Origin of the sequence: Solirubrum puertoriconensis (assembly GCF_001483135.1) — a bacterium.
Lineage (GTDB): Bacteria > Bacteroidota > Bacteroidia > Cytophagales > Hymenobacteraceae > Solirubrum > Solirubrum puertoriconensis.
In genome coordinates this window covers 657,895-679,492 of the sequence record NZ_LNAL01000006.1, presented here as the reverse complement: position 1 = coordinate 679,492, position 21,598 = coordinate 657,895, and the positions used below count along the sequence as shown (strand labels likewise).

Here is a 21,598-nt window from a genome sequence, read left to right as displayed (position 1 = left end):
GGCCGGGCCACTGTCCTGCAACCAACACCTGACCATCATTCATTGACATGATTACCGTTTCAGATAAAGCCAAGGAGAAAGTCGAGCGCCTGCGCAGCGATGCAGGGCTGAATGAGTCTTTCCGCCTGCGTGCTTCGGTAGCTGGTGGAGGCTGCTCGGGCCTCTCGTACAAGCTCGACTTTGATGACGAAGTAAAGCCCATGGACCAAGAGTTCGAGGATAAGGGCGTGCGCGTAGTAGTCGATATGAAAAGCTTTCTCTACCTAGCCGGCACCGAGCTCGATTTCTCTGATGGGCTCAACGGCAAAGGTTTTTTCTTTAACAACCCCAATGCTTCGCGCACCTGCGGTTGCGGCGAGAGTTTCTCGGTATAATTCACCGGGTAATGCCAACAAAGCAAAGAGGCCGCCCAGATGGGCGGCCTCTTTGCTTTGTTGATTTAGAATTGGGTATGCACGCCTTGCAGTTTACAAGATCGAGCAAGAATATATTGAGCACACATCAATGTTGAGTTGGCCCCAACCAGCAAGGGCCGCAGTGTTTGCAGCGGCCCTTGCTGGTTGGGGCCAACCGTTGTTGATTAGCGTTTGACAAAACGTTCTTTGTAGTGTTGCGCGCCACTGAAGACGTGCAGAAAGTACGTTCCGGCACGCAAATCACTTACCGGTATGCTAACCGACCCGGTGGCGGTGCCTTGCCGCAGTACCTGCCCTAGGTTGTTGTGCACCTGCCAGCGAACAAGTTGCGGTGTAGCATCTAGCCTGATTACATCAGTAGCAGGATTTGGGAATATTCGCACAGAATGCAGGTTTACGGAAGCGACGGTAACCGCACGTGAATACTTTGATGCACCATCGGAATCCATCTGCAATAAGCGGTAGTAAAGTACCCCAGTCGGTGCTGCCACGTCGTTCCAAGAGTAGGTACGCTGCGAACTGCTAGTACCCGCGGCGGCAAGCCGCTCAATAGCCACGAAGTGCTTACCATCAGTGCTGCGTTGCACTTCAAACCAAGCACTGTTCATCTCCTGTGCCGTTTGCCAACGCAACTGTACACCTTGCCCCTGCCTTGTTGCGGCAAATGATGTTAGCTCAACTGGTAATGGGTTGTTGGCACCTAGGGCACTAGCCAACGTAAATACACTGAGCTGCGGAATGAGTGTTACTGGAATCGGGGCAGTAATGAAATTGCCGTTAACTGTGCCTTGCAAATCGGAATAGGCATTCTGCTCTTTACCTACGGCTGCTACCCGTAACCCGGCGGGGTTGCTTACATAATCATCGGCCGCCACTGGCAGCGTAATGCTGGCTTGGGCAATTGAAGCCGAACCACCTAGGCGTTGCACTCGGTAGTAGCGCACGCCCGATACTCGCTCCAACGATGCAGGCAAGGCCAGAGCGGGAGCAGCCTGTTCAACCACCTCCACGGAGTACGTAGCAGTTCCCGAAGAGCTTGGCGTCACCGCTAATGCTGCTGTGCGTAAGCGTGTTCCTGAGCCAACCGGAAACTCTAGCACAGTATTACTGGCAGGCTGTTCTGCCCCCGAGGGCGCTACCAGAGTCACTTCGCGGATCATAGGCCCGCTTACATAACTGTTAGCGGTGGCAGTACCTAGCAAAGCAGCATTGGCCGCCAGCGTAAGCACGCTACTTGGTGCGGTTGTGAGCTTGCCATTTAGCAACTCCAGCCCCCCATTGTTGGAGGCAGAGGCCGAAACTGCATTCAGTGTTACGGAAGTTGCTAGCGTTAACCCACTGGCATTGTTGAGTTGCAGCACCACGTTTGGCCCTAAATACGATAATCCAGTGGTACTACCTAGGGCCGTGCCGCTAATGATCTGAGCCATGCTGCCGGCAAAAACCAGCCGCGGACGAGCCGTACTGCTACTGGGCGAAAACCGGAAGTTGCCGTTGTTGATAAGGTTTCCGCGCAGGGTAACATCGGCGTTGAGGTTTATAACCAGCGTAGCCCCCTGCTCAATCTCTAAATTACCTCGGATGGTTAGCGGGTTAGTTCCTGAGGATGAATAGCTGATGTTGCCACTAACCGCCCGAAACGCCAAACGTGCGGCCGTTAAGCGACACGGTAGAGCTGCTGGTACCGATAGTTTCGAAAGCGAAAAGCCCGTTTTCGGTGCCCTCAGCGGCCGATAGATTATCCAGTAGTACCGAAACCGAGCGGTTGGTCCGGTGCACGTACGCTCCTCCGTTGTATATAATAAAGTTGCTACCCGCAGTACTTACATCAACGGGGGTACCGCTGCCCGAGCCTGAGTTGTTCACGAAGGTTGCACCGTTGTACAGCACCAATGCATCGGTAGCGCGCGTAAACCGCAAGTAGTCGTCGGTGGTGTTGGTGTTCGGCAACGTCACCGTAATGGCAGCACCGCCGCTCGGGTTCACAATCAACGAGGACAAGCTTAAAGGAATAGGGGTGCCAGCCGGCAGCACCACTTGGTAGGCCGACGCTATAAACGTATGGTCAAGCAACAGATCGTAACCATCAGCGGGTGCTAGGTCAGGACTCCAGTTGTTGGCATCGGCAAATGATACACCATCTCCTCCTCCATCCCAGCGCAGCAATGTTTTAGGTAGCGTTACGTTTACCTGCACCACGTTGCTTCGCACGACGGAATTGCAAGGTGTACCAAACTCCGATTGCGCAACCACATAATACGAGCCGGCAGCCGAGAAATTGGGTGTGTAAGTTGCTCCCACCTCTCCGCCGATGGCCGTAAACGGACCAGCAGCATTTGTAGCTACTGCCCACTGCCGCCGAATTGCTCCTGCTGTTTCGGTAGCGGTCAGCGTTGATCCACTGCTACCTAGGGCAACCGTTTGCACACTAGCTGGCGTAACGCTCACCCCAGGTTTCACTACTTGCAACGTAGCCGAATTGGCACTGCTAACGCTGGGGTTGCTCGATACCACTCGCACCAAGTAACCCGTGCCAGCTGCTGAAGTAGCCGGCACCACAGCCGCAATGGGTGAGCTGCTACCACTACCAATTATTACTGGGTTGGTAAAGTTGCCGGCAGCGTCGGAGAGTTGGGCCGCAAATACATTGTTGCTGCCGAAGTTGCCAGTAGTGGCAAACGATACGCTCAAGTTAGCGCCTGCGCACACCGTAGTTTCAGCCAGCACGGGTGCTCCGATGCTAACGCTTGCGGTGTTTACGTTGCCAGTTATAGCAATGTCATCAATGCCCGCACCTACCGAGCCATCGGCACCTAGGCTCTGAAAGCGAATTTTGACCTGAGCAGCGTTGATGGCTGATAAGTCGATGGCACTAACCGCAGTGAGTGTGCTGGAGCTTGGGGTGCGGGTGTAAGTGCCGGCCGACCAGGTAGCACCGTTGTCCGCCGACACTGAAACCGTTATGGTGTTCTTCGTAGCATCAACCCCGTTGAAGGTGCGCACCCGAAAGCTAAGCGACTTGGTAGTGTAATTAGCAAAGTTGAGCGTGGGCGTAACTACAGTTGCCGCGGCATGTGCAAGTCGCAGATAGTCGTTGCTTCCTACTGTTTGAGTGTTTACTTCCGGGCTGTACGACCACGAAGCAAAATCAGCGATGCGCCCGGTATGCAGAGGGGTAATGTAGGTTTGGGCTAATGCAACGCTGCTGCTACCTACAAGTAGCACAAGCCAGCACACCCTGAGCATCAATCCACAAACCAGAAATTTAGAAGAAGTTGAAATCATAGAACGACTAATGAGTTACGACTAGCTCTGGATAGCAGCCCTAACACTTGCCGTTAAACAGAGTTCAACACAATTGCATTATTCTTCTATTGTTGAGCTGCTTCACCTTGATAACCAAACAAAAAGCCCCTGCCGATTGGCAGGGGCTTTTTGTTATCATGCCGAAGGCTTCTTAGCGCTTCGTCACTTTGCGGGTTACTTTCTCAGCACCACTTGTAATGGTTACAACGTAGTTGCCGGGTTGCAGGCTGCTGGTGTTGAAGGTGCCATTAGCCGAGAGCTTGCCACGGAGTACCGTGCGGCCAAGCAAATCAGATACGACAACCTCTGCATCGGTTCCGCCTTGGCTCAAGCGTACGTTTAGTACATCATCTACCGGGTTCGGGTAAACAGCTACGTCAGCAACGCGGCCGTTCTTCACCGTCAACACGGGCGAGTAGTTAAACTTACTGTCGTTGTCGATCTGCTTCAGGCGGTAGTACGAAACACCGGCCAAGGGCTGCTCATCAACGAGGCTATACTCATGACGCTGGGCCGAGGTACCGTGACCTGCTTTGAAGCCGATGCTAGCGAATTCGTTACCGTTCTGGCTACGCTCCACTTCAAAACCACGGTTGTTCTTCTCCTGAGCAGTAGCCCAGTTCAGGTACACCTTGCCATTGCGCAGTTTAGCCTCAAACGAAACCAGCTCAACAGGCAGCGGGGGCTGCGGCTGGCCAGGTACGCGAATACCAACGATGGGATCCGGAATGGTTGGGGTCTTGTAGTTCTCCGCCGTTTGCACAGCGAAGTCGGTGTTGCCCAAACGGAATACGTTGTTGAACTCAAAGATGTAGAAGTAGTAGTCTTTGGTCGGATCAAGGTTCTCAATTACTGCTACCGAGTTCGGACCAGAGTATACCGAGAAGTAGCCCGGTGCTAGTTGCGGACCATCGCCGTAACGCTGGTTACCCGTTTGGTAAGAGGTACCATCGACAGGCTGATTTGTGGGTGGCAGAGCGGCGCTTTCGCTTGCTACAATCAGACGACCCTCGCCGTATCCTTCAGCCACGTAGTTGGGGGGCAACAGGAACTCAACCGTAGCATTGCTACCCGAGCGCGTAACGCGCAGCGTGCCATCTTGCAGAGTAACCTCTTTGGTCGGCTGGGTGTCGATAGAACGACCCGATAGCAGACCGTTATTCTGGAAGAACTGCAAGCCAGAGGTTGTGAAGTCAGTACTCTGGTAACGCAGCTGACCTAGGGCGCTACCCAGGTAAGTGGGTTTGTAACGCACAAAAATTTGCTGATTTACGCTGAACGTGGTGGCATTTGGATTAATCGTCACCGCGTTCTGGTAGGACCCTTCGGCGCCCGTTAGCGAAAACTCGAATTGCTGAGTATTGCTTGGGTTGAAGGTATTGGGTTCAACCGTGGTTGAAATGGTAATCGGACGGCGCACGCGCTCAGCACGAAGCGTTATTTGCTGCGCAGCCGAAGTAGTATTAATTACTACCTGACGAACTTCACTGAAAGCATTGGCCAGGAATATCGTCGGCTGGCTGGTACCTGTCACGGGTTTAGCCACGCCCTGCGCAGGGTCGCTTGAGTGCAAAATGCTTTCGGCATCGTCGCGCGCATTCGGCGGCAGGTAGCGGATGTAAACCGTTTTGGTAATCAAATCATTACCACGATCCGGTACAAACTGTAGCGAATTACCGGTGGCTCCGTTTAGGAAATCAAAATTAGGCGTTGTGCTAATCTGGAAGAAAGGCGGAGCTTGCACCGTCACGGGTTGCAGCAGGTTCGAGCCCTCAACCGTGTAGCTCTGCGTAGCCGAAGGCTCACCGGGCACCGTCGAGAACTGAACTAGGTCGCCGGATACGTTGATAACTGAATTACCTGCCAAAACCGGAGAAGCTCTAACTGTAATTGTGCGGGTGACAGCTCCAGCACTGCTGGCTGCGATGGTGCCTTCAAAGCTGGTTGTGCCGCTGGGGAACGGGCCAGCCAATCTCACCTCAATTACGCGTACCAACGATTTGTCAGCCTCTGGATTGATGCTGAGCGAACCATTTACAAAACCACCTCCAGAAGAAGCATCGCGGAATACTATGTTGCTCGACGAACCCGTAAGCACCAACGGTTCGGTCAAGTTGATGGCGCGCACAGTAAAGCTAAGCGTCTGGCCCGAACCCGAATTTGAAACTGTCTGGAAGTTCAGGTTGTCGGGGTTAACCGTAATGGTGGGCGTGGTAACAGCATTGGCTTGACCTTGAACAGCTACATCGCGCGTGATGCGCGGCGCCACAAACGACACATTGCCGCTGAACGATCCGGAAGTGTTGGGCGCAAAGATTACGTCAACCGTGGTTTGCGCTAAGCTGCCGTTTACGATCGGCAGGGCTATGGGGCCAGGACCAAAGTTGTTGCTGCCCGTACGGATCAGAAAACCGTTGGGGGCGCTAACCGAAACCGTGCCGCTGCCATCTGTTGACAGAAAACTACCGCTTACCTGAATGGACTGTACTTGGCTGGTAGAGCCCTGATCAATGGTGCCAAAATTTATGTTGGTCGGAGTTACATTCAGTACAGCCTGCGGGAACTCACCTGTGCCCGATACCGAAACTGTTTTGCTTGCAGCACCAGCGCTGCTGAACGTTACTACGTCCACGTAGTTCTGCACCACCGTAGGATTGAATACTACATCTACGGTGCCGCCAGAAGCAGGAAGCGTGGTGGTGGCTGCAAAGGCACCACCGTTGCTAACCAAAAAGCCGGCAGGAGCAGTAACCGAAATGGGCTCTGAAAGAGACAAGCCCGTAACAGTAATTGATTGCGGCGCCGAGCTGGTATTGATGGTCTGATTGCCGAAACCAAGCGCTGCAGGGCTGACCTGAATTTCGGGAGCCGCCGCTACCCCAACACCCGTTACACGGATGAAATCAGAATAAACAATTGAAGGGGGAGGCGTTGAACGAACGATTGACTGCGCAAACAGAAAATTTTCATCCGCATTCACCGTACCAGCTTGGGTTGGTCGGAAACGGGCGAAAATAGTCGTTGAGCTTACGTTACCGGCATTTGGTGTAAACGTAAGAGTAGATGAAAAACCAGAAGTAGCGCTTAAGCTTACTTCGAATTGATCGGGCGCTATTAGTTGCAACGAGTTTCTTAGACCGCTAGCAGAAAGTGTGAATGTTCTGTTAGTCGAAACCTGGCCAACGGTAACGCTGCCGAAGTTTTGGGGGTCACCAGCCTCGTTCGGTGTCAGCGAAATCGTCTGCGCAAAGCTGGCAAACGACATGCTTAACAGCATGAACAAAAGCGCGCAAAATTGCCAGCTACTATCTCGCCGGACTGCGCGTAAGTAAGCGTTTTTCATATATAGAAAACAAAGGGTTACAAAGGGTTGAAGAATGCGGTTACGGCGTGAAATACGCTCAAGCATTCAAAAGGGTCTTGATTTTTCTCAGATTTTATTTCAACTTACCAGGTTTGTTCAAATTGAAGTTTGCACATTTTGCAGCTATACCCTCACATCTTGTGCCACTCTCCATTTTTCAGTTACCTCTACAGTAAAAATAATATGTTCCTCAGCCAACTATCCCGCACAGAAGCTTGCAAACATTTGAAACGTCGCATTCTACTTGTTGTCATCCAAACTCAATCACACGCGAAATTCAGGAACATAAATTGAAGTACCTACTTTCCGCCTCAAACATTTCTTGGCATTGCCAAAGAATAAACAAATATTGATATTTAATATTCAAGTCATTAGAATTGAAACCCTTCCGCAAACAACCGGGGCGGCTCCTTATGCAAGGAGCCGCCCCGGTTGTTTGCGGAAGGGTTTGACCTTTCACACTCTACCTCCAATCGGGCAACGTAGCGGCTTGAAAAAGCAGCTTCCGGTTACTTCCATCGGTATCCATTATCCACACTTCAGGGGGTGTAATGTTGTCGTTCACCCGATTTACAAAGATGATCTTTGAGCCATCGGGCGAGTAGCGTGGGTATAAATCGTTGGTTCCGGCGGGCTTTTTGGCAGATAAATCAACTACTCCCGATCCGTCGCTCTTGGCCGCAAAAATGCGCGCATCCAGTTGCCGGCCAGTAATATTGTTAACGCCGGATACATCGCGGGTATACAACCAATTTTTACCATCTAAGCTGTAGCAAGGCGAGTCGGTGCGGCCGGGCAAATTACCCAGGGACATGCCCAGCAAGATGCCATTGGCCCGGTAGGCATACACTTCCGCATCGAATACGTTTGACCCGATGGTTTGGACCATAATTTCGTTTTGCAACTCCGACCAATCCATCTCACCGAAGTGGCGCCCTACGGGTGCCGTAGCCAGGAGCGTGAGGCCGGTGCCGTCGCGGTTGATGCGGTACAGTCGGTCGTAGTTGGCGTAAATCAGCTGCGCTCCGTCGGGCGACCAGCGGTAGGCATTGCCGGTAGTGTGGTACCCATCGAGCGGAATGTTGGTAACACGGCGGACATCGGAGCCGTCGCGGTTCATGGTGTAGAGCTGAAACTGCCCAGTAGCATTGCTGGCGTAGGCAATTCGGTCGCGGGTGGGGCTAAGCTGCGGGGCGGTTTCGATGCTGGCCGCGCTGGTGAGTCGAATTGTAACGCCATCGGCCGCTCCGTCGGAGGCGTACACATCGGTATTGCCGTTGGTTTCGCGGGCAAACAAATAGCGCAGTTCGGGCATGGGTTTGGTCGTGAACGTCCAAACGTCGCCGCGCACGGTTTCGCCGGCTTTGTCGCGTACGGTTACCTGCCAGAAATACGTGGTGTTGAATTTCAGCCCAGTCACTTGCACCGTGGTGTCGCGGCTGTTGCTGAGCAATGCCTGCTGCTGGCTAGAGTTGCTCTGGTACAGCACCACGTCGTAGCGCAGGGAGTCGCCTGCGTCGGGGTCGGTGGCCTTCCACTTCAGCTTCAGGTTTACCTCTTGGTTGGTGGCGGTGTTGCCTGGGAAAGGTTTGGCCGGGGCGTTGGGGCGCTGGTTGTTCGTCGATTGCTCGAGCACCACCGTTACGGAGGTGGCTTTGCCCTCGCTGACGGTTACGTTCACGGTTTCGGTACGGTAACCGGCACGGCGTACGTTTAGGGCATACTTGCCAATCTCTAGGTCGCGGAAGCTGAACTGGCCAGCGGCATCGGAGGTAAGCGAAGTAGAGGCCGGATTGGTGCTGATAGCCACATTGGGAATGGGCGCGTTGGTGCGACTGTCCCGTACCACCCCTTCAATGTGGCCGACCAGCAGGGGCTCCACGGGGTCTTCGGTGCAAGCTGTCAGTAGCAGGGCAATCAGCCATGCCCACAGGCGGAGCGGGCGCCAGGCTAAGGCGAAGCGGGTAAAACAAACAAGCATGGTGGAAGGAGGATGTAGTAGAAGTAGCAATACTGCGGGTTATGCAAGAAGGGGGCAAGTTGCGGCCCACGCAGGCCAGTTGCCTTGGCACCTAGGGCACGGCTCCCCTGGTAGCCAACGCTGTGCTGGCCAAGGGCGGCACCAACCGCCCAATGCAATTTTGCGCACATCGGCACGGCTTAGCCCAACGGGGGCAAGCCAACAAAGCAAAGCACGCGAACCACATTCGGCTGAGCGGCACGGATGAGGTAAGGTAAAATATAAATTCGATTATTCATATGTATTTATTTACTGCATCTGCCGCGCCTAACCCGGGCTAGCGCTACGTTTATGTTGCGCTAGCCCGGGCGGCCGGTGGCTAACAGCTACCAGGCTTTGCCCTGCTCAATCGTGATGTTGATGCCGTTGCCGCGCATCTCCACGGTGTAGCCTTTGGGCGAAGCAGGCGAAGTTTCCACCTGATTCAGCCGGTTGTTGCTGCCCTGCTGCAGAATGGTGTACTGCCGCCCGTCGTTCACTACTTCGCTGCTGACGACGTTCTGGCTACCGCGTTGCACTACCTCAATTTCGTTGTCGTTGCCGACCACCGAACTCGATACGTGGTTGCGGTTGCCCTGCTGCTGCACCGTGGATCGGTTGCCGCTGCCGGTTTGGCTAAGCTGAGCTTCGTTGCTGGCGCCTACCTGCCGAATTAAGGCTAGGTTGGAGAGTAAACCCGGGTTATTTTGAACGGCTTGCGCGCGGTTTTCTACCCCCTGCTGCTGCAGTGTAGCCACGTTGTTGGCGTTCAGAGGGCTCGGCGCCGCCGCGGGCAACCTCTCCAGCCCGATTTCCTCGGCCAAGCGTTGCTCGGCGCCGGCTGCTTCGCTTGCCCGTTGCTGGGCCCAGGCCGGGGCTGTGCCGATCATCAGCAAGCCCCCGGTCAAAAGTGCCAATAATTTGCTCATGGCTTTGGCTAATGGGTACGCCGTAACCTAGCAAACCGGACCCGCTTGCCGAGCAAGCGGATCCGGTGCTAAGGGTGTTATAGCGCACCCGCGCTTAGCTGTTAGTCGTGGTCTTGGCGAACGATAGCGGCGTTGCCGTTGCCGCTCTGTACCACTTGGCTCCACTGACGGTCGGCGTTGCCCGAGCCGGCAACTCCGTTGCCTTGGCGGGTGTCGGCAAAGTTGCCATCGCCCGAGAAAGCAGTGTTAGATTGCTTCTGGTGAGCGAAGTTACGGTCGCTGTCTTGGTCGATGAAGCCGTAGTTGAAATCACCGTCTTGCTCTTGTACTGCGTAGTTCTCGGTTACGTTAGCACCTGCAGCGCCTTGTTCTACAATAGCCTCCTGGCGGTAACCGTTCTGATCTTGGTCAACGTAGTTGCGGGTGCCGTATTGCGAAGAATAAGCCACATTGCCGCCGTTGATTGGCGATACACCGCGCTGCGTCTGGTAAGCATCGTTGCCCGTGCCGTTCTGATACATATCGGCGCTGTGGTCGGTACCAATCTGGCTTACGCTGCCGTAGTTATTAGTGCCAATTTGTTGCAGATACGAATCATTGTCAACGAGGACGCTGTTGCGGCTGGTGGCACCAATTTGTACGTTGCCAGGCAACGCGCGGATGCCAGCGGTACGGCCTTGAGCAGCGGGTTTAGCGTTAGGAGTAGTTTGAGCGAAAGCAGCGCCCGAGATCAGCAATGCAGCAGCAAGAAGTTGAATTTTTTTCATGATGTTGGAAGGTTTGGGGATGTGTTGTACTATAAATTTTGTAAGTAGTTTTTGTCTTTTCCGGATAGACAGTTCAAATATATGAAGCTTTCCTAATATTCAAATACTGTCGAGTAAATTTTTTATTCAATTTTTTCTCAATATTGTTTAATAGCTAGAATTAACGCTTAAGTTATTAATTATCAGTTTATTGATAGTGGAGCTATTTGTCTTTGCGTGCGGAAGTGGCGGCTCCTAAGTAGTACGTAAACCCTACGCGCCCCCCCCAAGTGTAGTCGTTGTAAGAGCCATGGGGCATATTGTCGAGCTTATCGCTGAGGAAATAGCGGTTTTCCAAGCTGGCATTAAGCCCCAAGCGCTTGGTCAGAAGCAGTTCGGCACCTAGGCCAAATAAGGTATGCGGCACGGGCGAGGTTGGCGCACCGCCCCGCACGCGCAAGGGCAGCGTTACGCCGCCGCCCGCAAACACCACAGGTGTAAATGCATCAAGCGGGAACAGCCGGTAGCTGATGCCCCCTTCCGTGTAATTAAGCGTACGATCGAGGTACTTTTCGGCTGAAAGCTGCCCCCGACCTACGGCTGCAAAGGCGCTCCAGCGACCCGTGCCCAGTTGGTAGCGCAGTGTAAGCGCGCCTTGCGGCCGAATGAGCGGGTTGGCAAAATCGCCGCTGTAACGCTGCAGGCCTGCCGAGAGGCCAATACCCAAGGTGCTACGGCGCGGGCGCATGTCGCGGCCGAGCACATCAACGGTTAGGTTCTCTTCCTTTTCCTGCAGGTAGGCGCGCATCCCTGGGCCGTTCGCTTCCTCGGGGTTGCGGGGCGCCCACAAACCGTCCTTGATGCCCTCAAACACCATGGCCCGCACCGATTTCTCGATGGCCTCCTTAACAGCCATTTCGCTGGGCTCGTTGTAAGTAAAGCCGGTTTCGGTTTCGAGCAGACGCTTAAAGTTCACGAAGCGAAACAAGCCGGCATCGACCTGCTGCGACAGAATGGTTTTGCTGGTGTACACGGTTTTGAGCACGCGCCCATTGGCCGTGCTGATGGCACGCAGGTACACGGTTACGCGGTCTTGGCGGTACTGGCCCGAGGCCCCGGCGCCGAAGTAGCGCAGCCCGGCGCCGCCCGTCAGTATGTTGGCATCGTATGAGATGATGCCGCCTTCGAGGATTACGCCCGCAAAGAGCAGCGGCGGCAGCGGCGGTTGGCGCTGGCCGGTTTGCTCCGAATACTCGGCGCGCGTTGAGCGGATAATTTTACGCTCGTTCAGCAGGTTGCTTAAGTTTTCGCGCTCAATGGCATCAAACCAGCGCGATTCTTCCAAGGCCCGCATCAGAATGGTGGTGGTGCCCTGTGTTACGGCTGTGGAGAAGCTAGAGCCACTGGAAGTGGGTTTGTACTGCCCGGTTTGGTCGCGAAACTTGTAAACGGCCACTACGGCTTTTTCGCGCGGTTGGGGCAGGTCGCGTAGTTCGGCGTTGGCGTTTACTTCGGCACCTAGGCGGGCGGGTTGGGTACCGAGGGGCTGGTGAAAATACGGCGCGCACCCGCCGGCCACGAGCGTGGCCGCCAGTGCCAGCCGGTGCGCAGGGCGCAACAGCAAAGTGTTCATACGTTTGGCGGGCAATAAAGCTGGGAGGTAGAGAGAAACCGCAGGCAATGCGCCACCTAGGGCACGTTGGGAATGGTAACGGTGGTTTGGTTACCAGTGCCCGAGTCGGTGATTTTGATTGTGACGCCGTTGGAGCCGGGTACCACTTCAATCTGGTAAATGCCCACGGTGTAGCTGCCCGGCTTCACGGGGCCGGTGCCGCTGCCAAACTGCGAGGTAATAAAGCGGTTGGTGAGCTGAGCCAGCAGCTGCTTGTTCAGGTTGTCGGCAAAACTGGTGAGCGGATCGGCGTTTTCGCGCTCTAGGCCGCCGTTGCGCGCGTTGGTATCCTCAATGGTGTTTTGGGCCGAGGCTGAACTCAACAACCATTGGTAGTTGAAGGTATTGCCGCCCCCAAACGAAGGATTTTTAGGCTCATACACCAAGTCCTGGGCAGCGGCGGGGCGAGCCAGCAGCCCCAGTAGCAACCACACAAATCCGGTAAACCATATTTTCATAAACATCAGGTGGGGTAAGGTGGAAGAATAAAAGGGGTAGCAGCCTAGTACTGCGCCGTGCCGCGCAATTCGCCTTGCTCGAGTTGCTGACTGAGGTTGCGCACCGATTCGAGGTAGCCATACACAGATGCGGCGGCATCGGCGGCCGAGGCCTCAATCACGTCGTAACGCGCCTGCATGGGCATTTCCAGCAGTTCGGTGTTGTCGACGGATACGACCACCAAGGCGGAGTTGCCCATACGCGCGGGGCGCTCGGCAATTACCACGGAGTACTCGCTTACGCCGGGTGGCGGCTCGAACACGGCATAAAAGGCATCGTAGAAGTCGTGGCCGATTTTGGTGATGGTTTGGTCGATAACCAAGCCCGCCGACTCAGGCCCTAGGGCCCTGGGCGCACTCTTACGCACCGAGTCGGCGCTGAGCAGCAACTGCAAAGCCTCCTCGAGCTTTTTGGGCGGCAGCGGCGCCGATTTGTTTTCGCGAGCGGGCACAGCGGCCCGCTGGCTGGGGGCATCGGTGCGGGTAGGTACTTTCTTCTCGGCCTGGGCGTGGGCAGGCAATGCGGCCGACCAAAACAGCGCTACGCTAGCTACTGCCAACAACCACGGGCGCCACCAACAAACGGTAGGTACCGGAGGTATGGGCCAAGCAGCGGGTGCTTTCATAACACCTAGGGTTAGGCCCCAATGCGGGGCAGCTAAAACTGACAATCATTCATTGTAGCATCCATCAATAAATAAGATAAATGCTATTGTGTAAACGTAATTGAATATTCTAATTATTCAACATTTTGAATGTATTTTCCTAAAAAGATTAAACTCTAACCGTAAAGTGCAAGCTCGGCAGTTGGCTGTCTCAACTTCAAACAAAAAGCCCGACCCCGCCTGAAGACGAAGCCGGACTGTAATACAATGAATTAGGTTGCGGCCCCTACTCCCAAAGCGGGTAATGCTCGAGGTTTACCTCCTGCCCAAAAAATAGTCGGGTGCTTTCTTCGAACGAAGGCGTAAAATCGGACACGTAGAAGTGGTGCTGCGGCGGGCGCTCGGCTGGCGAAGCCGACAAACCATGGGTTTGCAGCAGGTGTTGCAAGGCAAGCGCAACCGAGTCGGACGGATCGAGCACATCAACCTGCCCTTGGTAATACTCCGCTATTTGCTCCCGAATAAGCGGGTAGTGTGTGCAGGCCAACACCAGTGCCTCAATGCCCTCCAGGGCACCGTCGGAGAGGTACGTGTTGATGACGCTTTGGCTAACAGCTCCGCGCACAAAGCCTTCTTCAATCATGGGGGCCAGCAAGGGCGTGGCCAACGCGTGCAAGCGGATGTCTCGGTCGAGCTGATCGAGCTTTTTGCGGTACACGTTGGAGCCCACGGTTTGCTTGGTGCCGATAAGGCCTACCTCGCGGCCGGCGTAGTGCAAGCCTACTTGCTGCACAATTGGGTCGATAACGTTCAGCACGCGGGCCTTGGAGCCTACATACTCGCGTACCAACTCGTAGGCGGCCGCCGAGGCCGAGTTGCAGGCAATCAGAATAACCTTGCAGTGCTGGCGCAGCAGCAAATCGCAAATCTTCACGCTATAAGCCTGGATAGCCGCTGTCGATTTGTCGCCGTAGGGCAAGTGGGCGGTATCGCCAAAGTATACCAGCCGCTCGTGGGGCAACAACTGGTTTACGGCGCGGGCCACCGTCAGGCCCCCAATACCGCTATCAAATACTCCAATAGGGCGCGAATCGGGCATGGATGCAAGTACAGACATGGGCCCGAAGTTACAGCGCTTTTGCAGTGCAACTGCCCTAGGTAGCCTCTGGCCCAATAGCCTTGCAGCAAGCAACTGAACATTGAGGCGGAACACCCCGCAATTCCTGTTACCTAGGCCAGCAAAGTGCGTGGCAGCACCTACGTGCTACGCAGTAGATGTATTAGCGCAGCCTTGCTTACGGGGTTGGCTACTTTGCCCCTATAGCATTTCGCAGCAATTGTGTATGTTGCTCAGCAAACTACTTCTGCTTATATGAACCGAAGCGTCATTCTGGAGGAAATCGACCAGGCGCTTGCTCATTACAATACTGAACAAGGCCGTCCGGTAGCCATCGAACTTGGTGAGCGGAAGTACACGCAGCTAGTGCTCGATGTAGCCGGCTTGCACGCCGACGGTGGCGACTTAACCACCAACACGGGCCGCCCCCTAGCCTACAAAGGCCTCGAGATTTTGCGCGACGATGTGCACGTAGATCGGGTGCGCGTTATCTGACCTGGCTTTTACTGCCTCTTTTGGAGCGGACGCACAGCACGCGTCGGTAGCGGCTCATTGGGGGTCGGTGCCAGCGCGTGCTTTCCGTTTTGGGCTAGCGCCGATATGGTGGCACAAATTGCCGGGGCAAGCGGTTTGTATCCGAAGCATCGTATTTGAGGGCGGCGAAGGCATTTGGTCGGCTACGGCGGCTTGGCATGGTGCAGCCTCGGTCGCCGAAATCGGCGGCCCCTCAGAAATCGGTGCGGATTCGTGATCTACCTTTGCAAGTATGAATCTGCTGTCGGCTGAGAATATATCGAAGAATTACGCGGACCGCTGGTTGTTCCGCGATTTGTCGTTTGGGTTGCAACAAGGCCAGCGCGTGGCGCTGGTGGGCGTAAACGGGTCGGGCAAAACCTCGCTGCTGCGGGTGCTGGCCGGGCTCGAGCCGCCCGACACCGGCTTGGTGAGCATGCGCAACGGCATGCGCCTGGGCTTTTTGTCGCAGCAACCCACCTTCGATAACAACCTCACTGTTCAGCAGAGCATTTTCGCGGGCGAAAACGCCACCCTTGAGGCCGTGCGCGACTACGAGCGCCTGATGCTGAAAGGCGACGCCGCCGACCCTACCGAGCTGCAGCACGCTCTGCAGCGCATGGATGCTTTGAATGCCTGGGATTACGAGGCGCAGGTGCGGCAAATCCTAGGTCAGCTGGGCATCCACGACCTCGAACAGCGGGTAGGTTCGCTGTCGGGTGGGCAGCAAAAGCGCGTGGCCCTGGCCCGCTTGCTGATTGAGGAACCGGAAATCATCATTCTCGACGAGCCCACCAACCACCTCGACCTCGATACCATTGAGTGGCTCGAAAACCGCTTGGCCTCCCCCACCCTCACGCTGTTGATGGTAACCCACGACAGGTACTTTCTCGACCGCGTGGCCAACGAAATTGTGGAGCTCGACCGCGGCCAGGTGCACCGCTACCAAGGCAACTACGCTTACTACGTAGAGAAAAAGGCCGAGCGCGAGCTAATGGAAGCCGCCGAGGTAGAAAAAGCCCGCAACCTGTTACGCAAGGAGCTTGAGTGGATGCGCCGCCAGCCGCAAGCCCGCGGCACCAAGCAAAAAGCCCGCATCGAGGCGTTTTACGACACTCAAGAAAAAGCCAAAGGCCGCGGCCCTCAGCAGCAGGTAGAGCTGTCGGTGAAATCGACGCGCCAGGGTAACAAGGTGCTCGAGGCCAAACACCTGATGAAGCGTTTCGGCGAGAAAACCGTGCTGAATGATTTCAGCCACGTGTTCCGCAAGAAGGAGCGCCTAGGTATTGTGGGGCCCAACGGCGCCGGCAAAACCACCCTGCTCAACATTCTTACGCAGCGCCTGCAGCCCGATAGCGGCGAAGTGGAGGCCGGCCAAACCACCGTGTTCGGTTACTACACGCAGCAAGAGCTACAGTACACCGACGATCAGCGCGTGATTGACGTGGTGAAGGAAGTAGCCGAGGTGGTGGAAATGGCCGATGGCTCTGTGCTCACCGCGTCGCAGCTGCTGCAACATTTCTTGTTTCCGCCGGCGCAGCAATACACCTTGGTGGGCAAGCTCAGCGGGGGCGAAAAGCGGCGCTTGCAGCTACTGCGCGTACTCATCAAGAATCCCAACTTCCTGATTCTCGACGAGCCCACGAACGACCTAGACATCGTGACGCTCAACATTCTGGAAGACTTCCTGCTCAACTTCGCCGGGTGCTTGGTACTCGTATCGCACGACCGGTACTTTATGGACCGGCTGGTAGAGCAACTGCTGGTGCTGGAGCCCGGCGGGCGCGTGCGCCTGTTCCCCGGCAACTACACCGACTACCGCCAGTTTCTCAAGGATCAGCAGGCTACCGAAGCCGCCGCGGCCGCGGCCAAAGCAGCCAAGGATGCCGCAGCGGTAGCGGCCACTCCGGCTTCGGCACCTAGCAAAGCCCGCCGGGCCTCCTTTGCCGAGAAAAAAGAATACGAGCAGCTGGAAGCCGCCATTGGCCAGCTCGAAGACGAAAAAAAGCAGCTCGTGGAGCAGATGAACAGCGGCAGCGGCACCCACCAGCAACTAGCCGAGTGGGCCGCCCGCCTGCAACAGCTCGATGCCGACCTCGATGCTAAGGGCGAACGGTGGCTGGAGCTGGCTGAGTTGGTTGGCTAGCGGCCGGCAGCGCCCTAGGTGCCGCCTGCGCCATGGCGGGCTGAGAAGCGTTGGGGCGGTAGCGGAATTGGGTGAATTCGCCGGCCAATTGGCGGCCGCTTACGGGCACTACCACCCGTAGGCGGTCGGCCGCGTCGGCGGAGCGCTGAAAGCGTACGCGGCCGCGGAGGGCAAAACCCGGGCCGAGGGTGGTTTTGCGCAGCATTCCCTCTTCAGCGGCCCGCAGCTCATCGCGCACGGCAGCAGCCCGCACGGCGTGGTCGGTGCGCTCCTGCTGGTAGCCATTCATTTCGGCTTGGTAGGCGGTGTTGCGGGCGTTGCGCTGCGCTTCGGTTTCCTTTCGTTTGCGGCTGCTCAGGTCCTGGGCCACCTCGTTGATGCCAGATAAAATTTCGATAGCCGAAACAGCGGTGGATTTCTTGTCGTGGTACGCCGCGTCCTACTGCAGCTTCAGAATGGCGTCTTCGGGATTAACAGCCGGAACGCGCACCGCACCCGTAGGAGCAGGTGTGTTGGGACTTGCACTCGGCGGGAAGCTGGCCTCTAGGTAAAACTGCTCGGGCGCTACCAACACGGCACGCGAGCTGCGGTTGCGCACCGTCACGTCGAACTCCAGGTAATTGCCGGCCATGGCAGCTACGGCCATGTCTGCCTCTACGCTATCGACTTGGGCGGCTACCAGCTCCAGCCCGTTTTCCCAACGCGCAGCGCTGCCGGCGGGCTTAATAGAAACATAGTATTGCGGCACGCACCCTACTAAGCTTAGAGAGGTACCTAGGAATAGCAATGGAGTAGCAAAGCGCATAAGGTTGACTGGGTAAAGTGGCAGAAACCAAGTAGCTCCGTTGGCACAAATATTCGTGCCATTCTATACTACTGAAGCAACTTCTATCTTGCTCATGCTTCTGTTTACCAATTCACCTTTCTTCTTACCCAAAAGCTATGCGAACCTCCCTCCGACCATTCTTCGCTCCTGTACTCTTCGGCTTAGGCACACTGGCTGCTCTGCACACACAAGCGCAGGTACAAACCCAATCCGAGCCCAAGGTTAAGCCGATTGGGGCCATAGTTCCCAGCCAAGATCAGGCCCAGGCTAAGCCCAGCCCGGCGGCCACCGCCACCGGCAAAGCCGGCAATGCCAACGTCACCGTTAAGTACAGCAGCCCGGCGGTAAAAGGCCGCAAAATCTGGGGCGAGCTGGTACCCTACAACCAAGTGTGGCGTGCCGGTGCCAACGAGGCTACCACCATCACCTTCGATAAGCCCGTAACCGTAGAGGGCAAGCAGCTGCCCGCTGGTACGTATGCATTCTTCGTAATTCCAACGGAGCAAGCCTGGACGGCTATTTTCAACAAAACAGCCAATCAGTGGGGCTCTTTTAAGTACGACCAAGCCCAGGACGCCCTGCGCGTAACCGTGACGCCCCGCAAAGCCGCCATGATGGAGCGCCTTACTTACACCGTAACCAGCCCCGGCGTGGTGCTGCGCTGGGAAACCATGGAGCTGCCCATTGCCATTAAATAACGGTTTGGCTGCCCCAATCAGCCATCGGTTACGCGGCCGGCGCCTGGTAGCGTAACTAGTCCTCCGAAGCACATCAAGAAAAAGCCCGCCAGCAGCACTGCTGGCGGGCTTTTTCTTGACATGCTAATTTTAGCAGCGTCGAGGAACGCAGCAGGTTATTGAACGATAAGCCGCCCCGACGCTGCCCCGTTGCGCACCATGTAAACGCCCTGTGGCAAGCCGGCGGGCAAGCGCAGCTCCAAGGTTCCGGAAGCGGGCAGCGTGGTACGCAGCACTTCTCGCCCGGCAAGATCGAGCAAGTACAGAAGTTGGCCGGGGGCGGGCCCAGATACCGTTACGCGCTCATGCACGGGGTTAGGCCAGAGCTGCAAACCAGAGGTGGCATCGGGAGTTATAACCACGATTTGGGCCGGCGAAACGATTTCGGTGCCGTCTTGGTCGATCTGGCGCAAGCGGTAGTACACCGTGGTAGCGCCATAGCCGCTCAGGCCGTTATCGGCGTAATGGTACGAGGTGGTAACGGTGCTGTTGCCCCGCCCCGGCACCCACGCTATCCGGCGGAAGTTGATGCCGTCGGGGGCAGCCTCCACCGCAAAGCCTTGGTTGTTCCGCTCCAGCGCGGTCGTCCACGACAAGTGCGCCACGGCACCCCGCGCTTCGGCCCGAAAAGCCGTTAGCTCCACCGGTAGCGTACCAGCCAGCGTAATGTTGGCGTTGTTGACAGCGAAAAAGACATTGTTAACGGCCTGAATTTTCAAGCGTCCTTTCGTGGTGTTGAGCCGGGGCAGCTGAATTTCGGCGCTGCCATCGTTGGGCGTGCTGGCCAGCAGTACCGTAGGGAAAGTAGTGCCCCCATCGGCCGAAAACAGCACCTGCACGTTGGTGCAGTTTACGGGTGCCTGGTCGGTGCCCAGCACGTCCCAACTGAGGGTATAGGTGCTACCTGGTGCCAGCGTCAGGGCCGTATTCGGGGCTGTTACACTGAATGGCCCGGCATCGGCTACGGTTAGGGCCGTGTTGGCGGCGGCTACCCCGCCCCGATTGTCGCGGGCGGTGAGTCGGAAGTTGAGCGTGCGTGCCACCAGCGGCAGTATTTCGCCTAGCGACGAGCTGCCCGAAAGCACGGCCGCCATGTTCGGGAAAGTGCGCGCAGGACTGGCCTGCGGTGCGTAGCTGCGGAACAGCGGTGGGCCCGAAGCATCGGTAGCTGCGCCGTCCAGGCCGCTGGGCTCGCCTAGGTCTAGCTGCTCCCACGAGTACCCCAGGGCGTCGCCGTCGGGGTCCGAGCCACTGCCCTCCAGGGTAAACGGGGTGCCCTTCGGGATGACATAGCCGCTGGGCGGCACGCTCACGCTAGGCGCGCTGTTGCCATTGGCCGAAAGGGTGCCGCAGCGCAGCCGCCCCCATATGGCGCTGATGCTGCCGGCATGAAAGTACCGCACGGCGCTACCTACGTTATCGGGGGCACAACGCGAATCGTACGACATGATGGTGTTGCCAGCGCCAGGCTCGTAAGCCAGGTTTGCGCTGCGGTTGCCACCCGCACAGTTGCCTTTGTCGCCGTTGAAGGTATGGCCAGAGCCCAGCTGATGCCCGATTTCGTGCGTTACAACTGTGGCCATCAGCGCGGCCGATGCGCCCGTGGACGACCCTCCCGCCGGGCGCGTGGACGAGCACACTACCCCCACGTAAGCCACGCCGGAATACCCACCCGAGCGGTAGCCCAGCACGTGCCCGATATCGTACGTGCCCGCACCTAGGGCATTATTCACCACCGCATCGTTGGCATTCATCAGCGCCGAAGGGCTGCTGTTGTCGTAGGGGTCGGAGTTGGCATCGAGGTAGATGAGCTTATCGGTATCGGCTACCAACTGCAAGCGCATCGATAAGTCACGCTCATACACCGCATTGATGCTGTTGACGAGCGTGACCATGCTGGCCAAGGTACCGGCAACGCTGCCGCCGCCTAGGCTTTGCACGTATTCGCCGGTGGCGGCCAGTGCCAAGCGCAGCGTACGCAGTTGCGTTCCGTACGGAGCCGGCGCAGTTGGGGGCGTACCGCCCATGGGGCGGGCATCGTTGCCGGTAAGCTCAATGGCCTGGCAGTTAAAATCAGTAGGAGTTTGCTGGCGGCTTTGGTAGCGGCCAGGCGCCTGGGCTTCGGTGCCGATGGCCAGCACGCCTTGGGGGGTGGTAACCTGCGCGTGCAGTCCGGTAGCTAGCCACTCCAGTCGCACCGTAGCGGCCGGCTCATCGATGCCGCGGCCCGCATAGGCCTGTATCTGCGGGTAACGAGCAGCAAGCGCCGGCGCCATCACGGGCACTTGGGTAATGGCAAAGCGGTGCAGGGTGCCATCGGGGTACGGCAGCTCGAGCGGCACGGCCTCTTGCGGCCGTGTTTCGGGTGGAGCCTGTGCTAAACGCGAGCGAAGTTGGGTTGCATCGAGCGTGTACCACTGGCCGGTCGGGGTTGTTGCCCGAAGCGCATCGGGTGCGGGTACCTTTTGCCAAAGGGCGTTGGTGATTTGCCCGTAGCCGATGTCCGGCAACCCAAGCAAAACACCAGCTAGGATACTTGCCTTCAGTAAGTTGTGTATCATAGTCGTGAGGTAGAGCAGTGTGCGGCTCTGCCGGGCACGCTACAGGCCAAGCGAAGCTCCACAGCGGCAAGATTACGCCACAGCGTTTACCTGGCCTCGACTAATCGTTATATAACATTGGATTACATCAGAATAGTTAAATAACAACCTAAAATACTTGATTT

The 21,598-nt window shown here is 56.5% G+C and carries 17 protein-coding genes; 4 read left to right on the top strand and 13 right to left on the bottom strand.

What is annotated here, in order from left to right:
* Positions 1–47: 47 nt before the first annotated feature.
* Positions 48–374 carry a HesB/IscA family protein gene (locus ASU33_RS07780; RefSeq protein WP_059069914.1) on the top strand — a complete coding sequence of 109 codons (327 nt, stop codon included), beginning with the start codon at positions 48–50 and terminating at the stop codon, positions 372–374.
* A 206-nt stretch (positions 375–580) separates the two neighbouring features.
* On the opposite strand, the gene ASU33_RS20980 is transcribed toward ASU33_RS07780, so the two are convergent.
* The 10 genes from ASU33_RS20980 to murI form a co-directional block, all read right to left on the bottom strand.
* A complete protein-coding gene (locus ASU33_RS20980) occupies positions 581–1,846 on the bottom strand; it encodes a T9SS type A sorting domain-containing protein (protein WP_149867102.1) in 1,266 nt (421 codons plus the stop codon).
* 196 nt (positions 1,847–2,042) lie between these two features.
* Positions 2,043–3,641, bottom strand: coding sequence for a DUF8696 domain-containing protein (locus ASU33_RS07770; RefSeq protein WP_149867101.1), 1,599 nt, complete (start codon positions 3,639–3,641; stop codon positions 2,043–2,045).
* A 232-nt stretch (positions 3,642–3,873) separates the two neighbouring features.
* Complete coding sequence (locus tag ASU33_RS07765; protein WP_160328153.1) at positions 3,874–6,498, bottom strand: T9SS type A sorting domain-containing protein; 2,625 nt, start codon at positions 6,496–6,498, stop codon at positions 3,874–3,876.
* A gap of 1,051 nt (positions 6,499–7,549) precedes the next feature.
* The gene (locus tag ASU33_RS07760) at positions 7,550–9,067 is read right to left on the bottom strand and encodes a beta-sandwich domain-containing protein (RefSeq protein ID WP_059069905.1); all 1,518 of its coding nucleotides are present in this window, start codon (positions 9,065–9,067) and stop codon (positions 7,550–7,552) included.
* 365 nt (positions 9,068–9,432) lie between these two features.
* Positions 9,433–10,014 (bottom strand): hypothetical protein, encoded by a 582-nt coding sequence (locus ASU33_RS07755; protein WP_059069902.1) that lies wholly within the window; start codon positions 10,012–10,014, stop codon positions 9,433–9,435.
* A gap of 101 nt (positions 10,015–10,115) precedes the next feature.
* Positions 10,116–10,781, bottom strand: coding sequence for a hypothetical protein (locus ASU33_RS07750; RefSeq protein ID WP_059069900.1), 666 nt, complete (start codon positions 10,779–10,781; stop codon positions 10,116–10,118).
* Between the two features lie 202 nt (positions 10,782–10,983).
* Positions 10,984–12,393 carry a CsgG/HfaB family protein gene (locus ASU33_RS07745; RefSeq protein WP_059069898.1) on the bottom strand — a complete coding sequence of 470 codons (1,410 nt, stop codon included), beginning with the start codon at positions 12,391–12,393 and terminating at the stop codon, positions 10,984–10,986.
* Between the two features lie 56 nt (positions 12,394–12,449).
* Positions 12,450–12,890, bottom strand: coding sequence for a curli production assembly/transport component CsgF (locus ASU33_RS07740; protein WP_078063040.1), 441 nt, complete (start codon positions 12,888–12,890; stop codon positions 12,450–12,452).
* A gap of 44 nt (positions 12,891–12,934) precedes the next feature.
* On the bottom strand, positions 12,935–13,555 hold the full coding sequence (locus ASU33_RS07735) for a CsgE family curli-type amyloid fiber assembly protein (protein WP_059069894.1): 621 nt from the start codon (positions 13,553–13,555) through the stop codon (positions 12,935–12,937).
* Between the two features lie 265 nt (positions 13,556–13,820).
* A complete protein-coding gene (murI, locus tag ASU33_RS07730) occupies positions 13,821–14,651 on the bottom strand; it encodes a glutamate racemase (protein WP_434060535.1) in 831 nt (276 codons plus the stop codon).
* Between the two features lie 255 nt (positions 14,652–14,906).
* On the opposite strand from murI, the gene ASU33_RS07725 reads away from it, so the two are divergent.
* Both ASU33_RS07725 and ASU33_RS07720 read left to right on the top strand, forming a co-directional pair.
* The gene (locus tag ASU33_RS07725) at positions 14,907–15,146 is read left to right on the top strand and encodes a hypothetical protein (RefSeq protein ID WP_059069890.1); all 240 of its coding nucleotides are present in this window, start codon (positions 14,907–14,909) and stop codon (positions 15,144–15,146) included.
* Positions 15,147–15,417: 271 nt separating this feature from the next.
* Positions 15,418–17,310, top strand: a complete 1,893-nt coding sequence (locus tag ASU33_RS07720; RefSeq protein WP_059069888.1) for an ABC-F family ATP-binding cassette domain-containing protein — start codon at positions 15,418–15,420, stop codon at positions 17,308–17,310.
* Here ASU33_RS07720 and ASU33_RS07715 read toward each other — a convergent pair.
* Together ASU33_RS07715 and ASU33_RS07710 are read right to left on the bottom strand one after the other, a co-directional pair.
* Entirely contained in the window at positions 17,267–17,680 is a 414-nt protein-coding gene (locus ASU33_RS07715) for a hypothetical protein (protein ID WP_059069886.1), read from the bottom strand. The genes ASU33_RS07720 and ASU33_RS07715 overlap by 44 nt on opposite strands.
* A gap of 69 nt (positions 17,681–17,749) precedes the next feature.
* The gene (locus ASU33_RS07710; RefSeq protein WP_059069884.1) at positions 17,750–18,115 is read right to left on the bottom strand and encodes a hypothetical protein; all 366 of its coding nucleotides are present in this window, start codon (positions 18,113–18,115) and stop codon (positions 17,750–17,752) included.
* A 137-nt stretch (positions 18,116–18,252) separates the two neighbouring features.
* Between ASU33_RS07710 and ASU33_RS07705 the strand changes: the two genes are divergently transcribed.
* Positions 18,253–18,834: a DUF2911 domain-containing protein gene (locus ASU33_RS07705; protein ID WP_078062965.1), complete on the top strand. Its 582-nt coding sequence runs from the start codon at positions 18,253–18,255 to the stop codon at positions 18,832–18,834.
* A gap of 155 nt (positions 18,835–18,989) precedes the next feature.
* On the opposite strand, the gene ASU33_RS07700 is transcribed toward ASU33_RS07705, so the two are convergent.
* Entirely contained in the window at positions 18,990–21,434 is a 2,445-nt protein-coding gene (locus ASU33_RS07700; protein WP_078062964.1) for a reprolysin-like metallopeptidase, read from the bottom strand.
* Positions 21,435–21,598 lie beyond the last annotated feature (164 nt).

Bases quoted from the DNA above. Each gene is read 5' to 3' on its own strand.
- ASU33_RS07780 (WP_059069914.1), top strand. From the start codon at position 48: ATGATTACCGTTTCAGATAAAGCCAAGGAGAAAGTCGAGCGCCTGCGC.
- ASU33_RS20980 (WP_149867102.1), bottom strand. From the start codon at position 1,846: ATGGCTCAGATCATTAGCGGCACGGCCCTAGGTAGTACCACTGGATTA.
- ASU33_RS07760 (WP_059069905.1), bottom strand. From the start codon at position 9,067: ATGCTTGTTTGTTTTACCCGCTTCGCCTTAGCCTGGCGCCCGCTCCGC.
- ASU33_RS07755 (WP_059069902.1), bottom strand. From the start codon at position 10,014: ATGAGCAAATTATTGGCACTTTTGACCGGGGGCTTGCTGATGATCGGC.
- ASU33_RS07750 (WP_059069900.1), bottom strand. From the start codon at position 10,781: ATGAAAAAAATTCAACTTCTTGCTGCTGCATTGCTGATCTCGGGCGCT.
- ASU33_RS07745 (WP_059069898.1), bottom strand. From the start codon at position 12,393: ATGAACACTTTGCTGTTGCGCCCTGCGCACCGGCTGGCACTGGCGGCC.
- ASU33_RS07740 (WP_078063040.1), bottom strand. From the start codon at position 12,890: ATGAAAATATGGTTTACCGGATTTGTGTGGTTGCTACTGGGGCTGCTG.
- ASU33_RS07735 (WP_059069894.1), bottom strand. From the start codon at position 13,555: ATGAAAGCACCCGCTGCTTGGCCCATACCTCCGGTACCTACCGTTTGT.
- murI (WP_434060535.1), bottom strand. From the start codon at position 14,651: ATGTCTGTACTTGCATCCATGCCCGATTCGCGCCCTATTGGAGTATTT.
- ASU33_RS07725 (WP_059069890.1), top strand. From the start codon at position 14,907: ATGAACCGAAGCGTCATTCTGGAGGAAATCGACCAGGCGCTTGCTCAT.
- ASU33_RS07720 (WP_059069888.1), top strand. From the start codon at position 15,418: ATGAATCTGCTGTCGGCTGAGAATATATCGAAGAATTACGCGGACCGC.
- ASU33_RS07710 (WP_059069884.1), bottom strand. From the start codon at position 18,115: ATGCGCTTTGCTACTCCATTGCTATTCCTAGGTACCTCTCTAAGCTTA.
- ASU33_RS07705 (WP_078062965.1), top strand. From the start codon at position 18,253: ATGCGAACCTCCCTCCGACCATTCTTCGCTCCTGTACTCTTCGGCTTA.
- ASU33_RS07700 (WP_078062964.1), bottom strand. From the start codon at position 21,434: ATGATACACAACTTACTGAAGGCAAGTATCCTAGCTGGTGTTTTGCTT.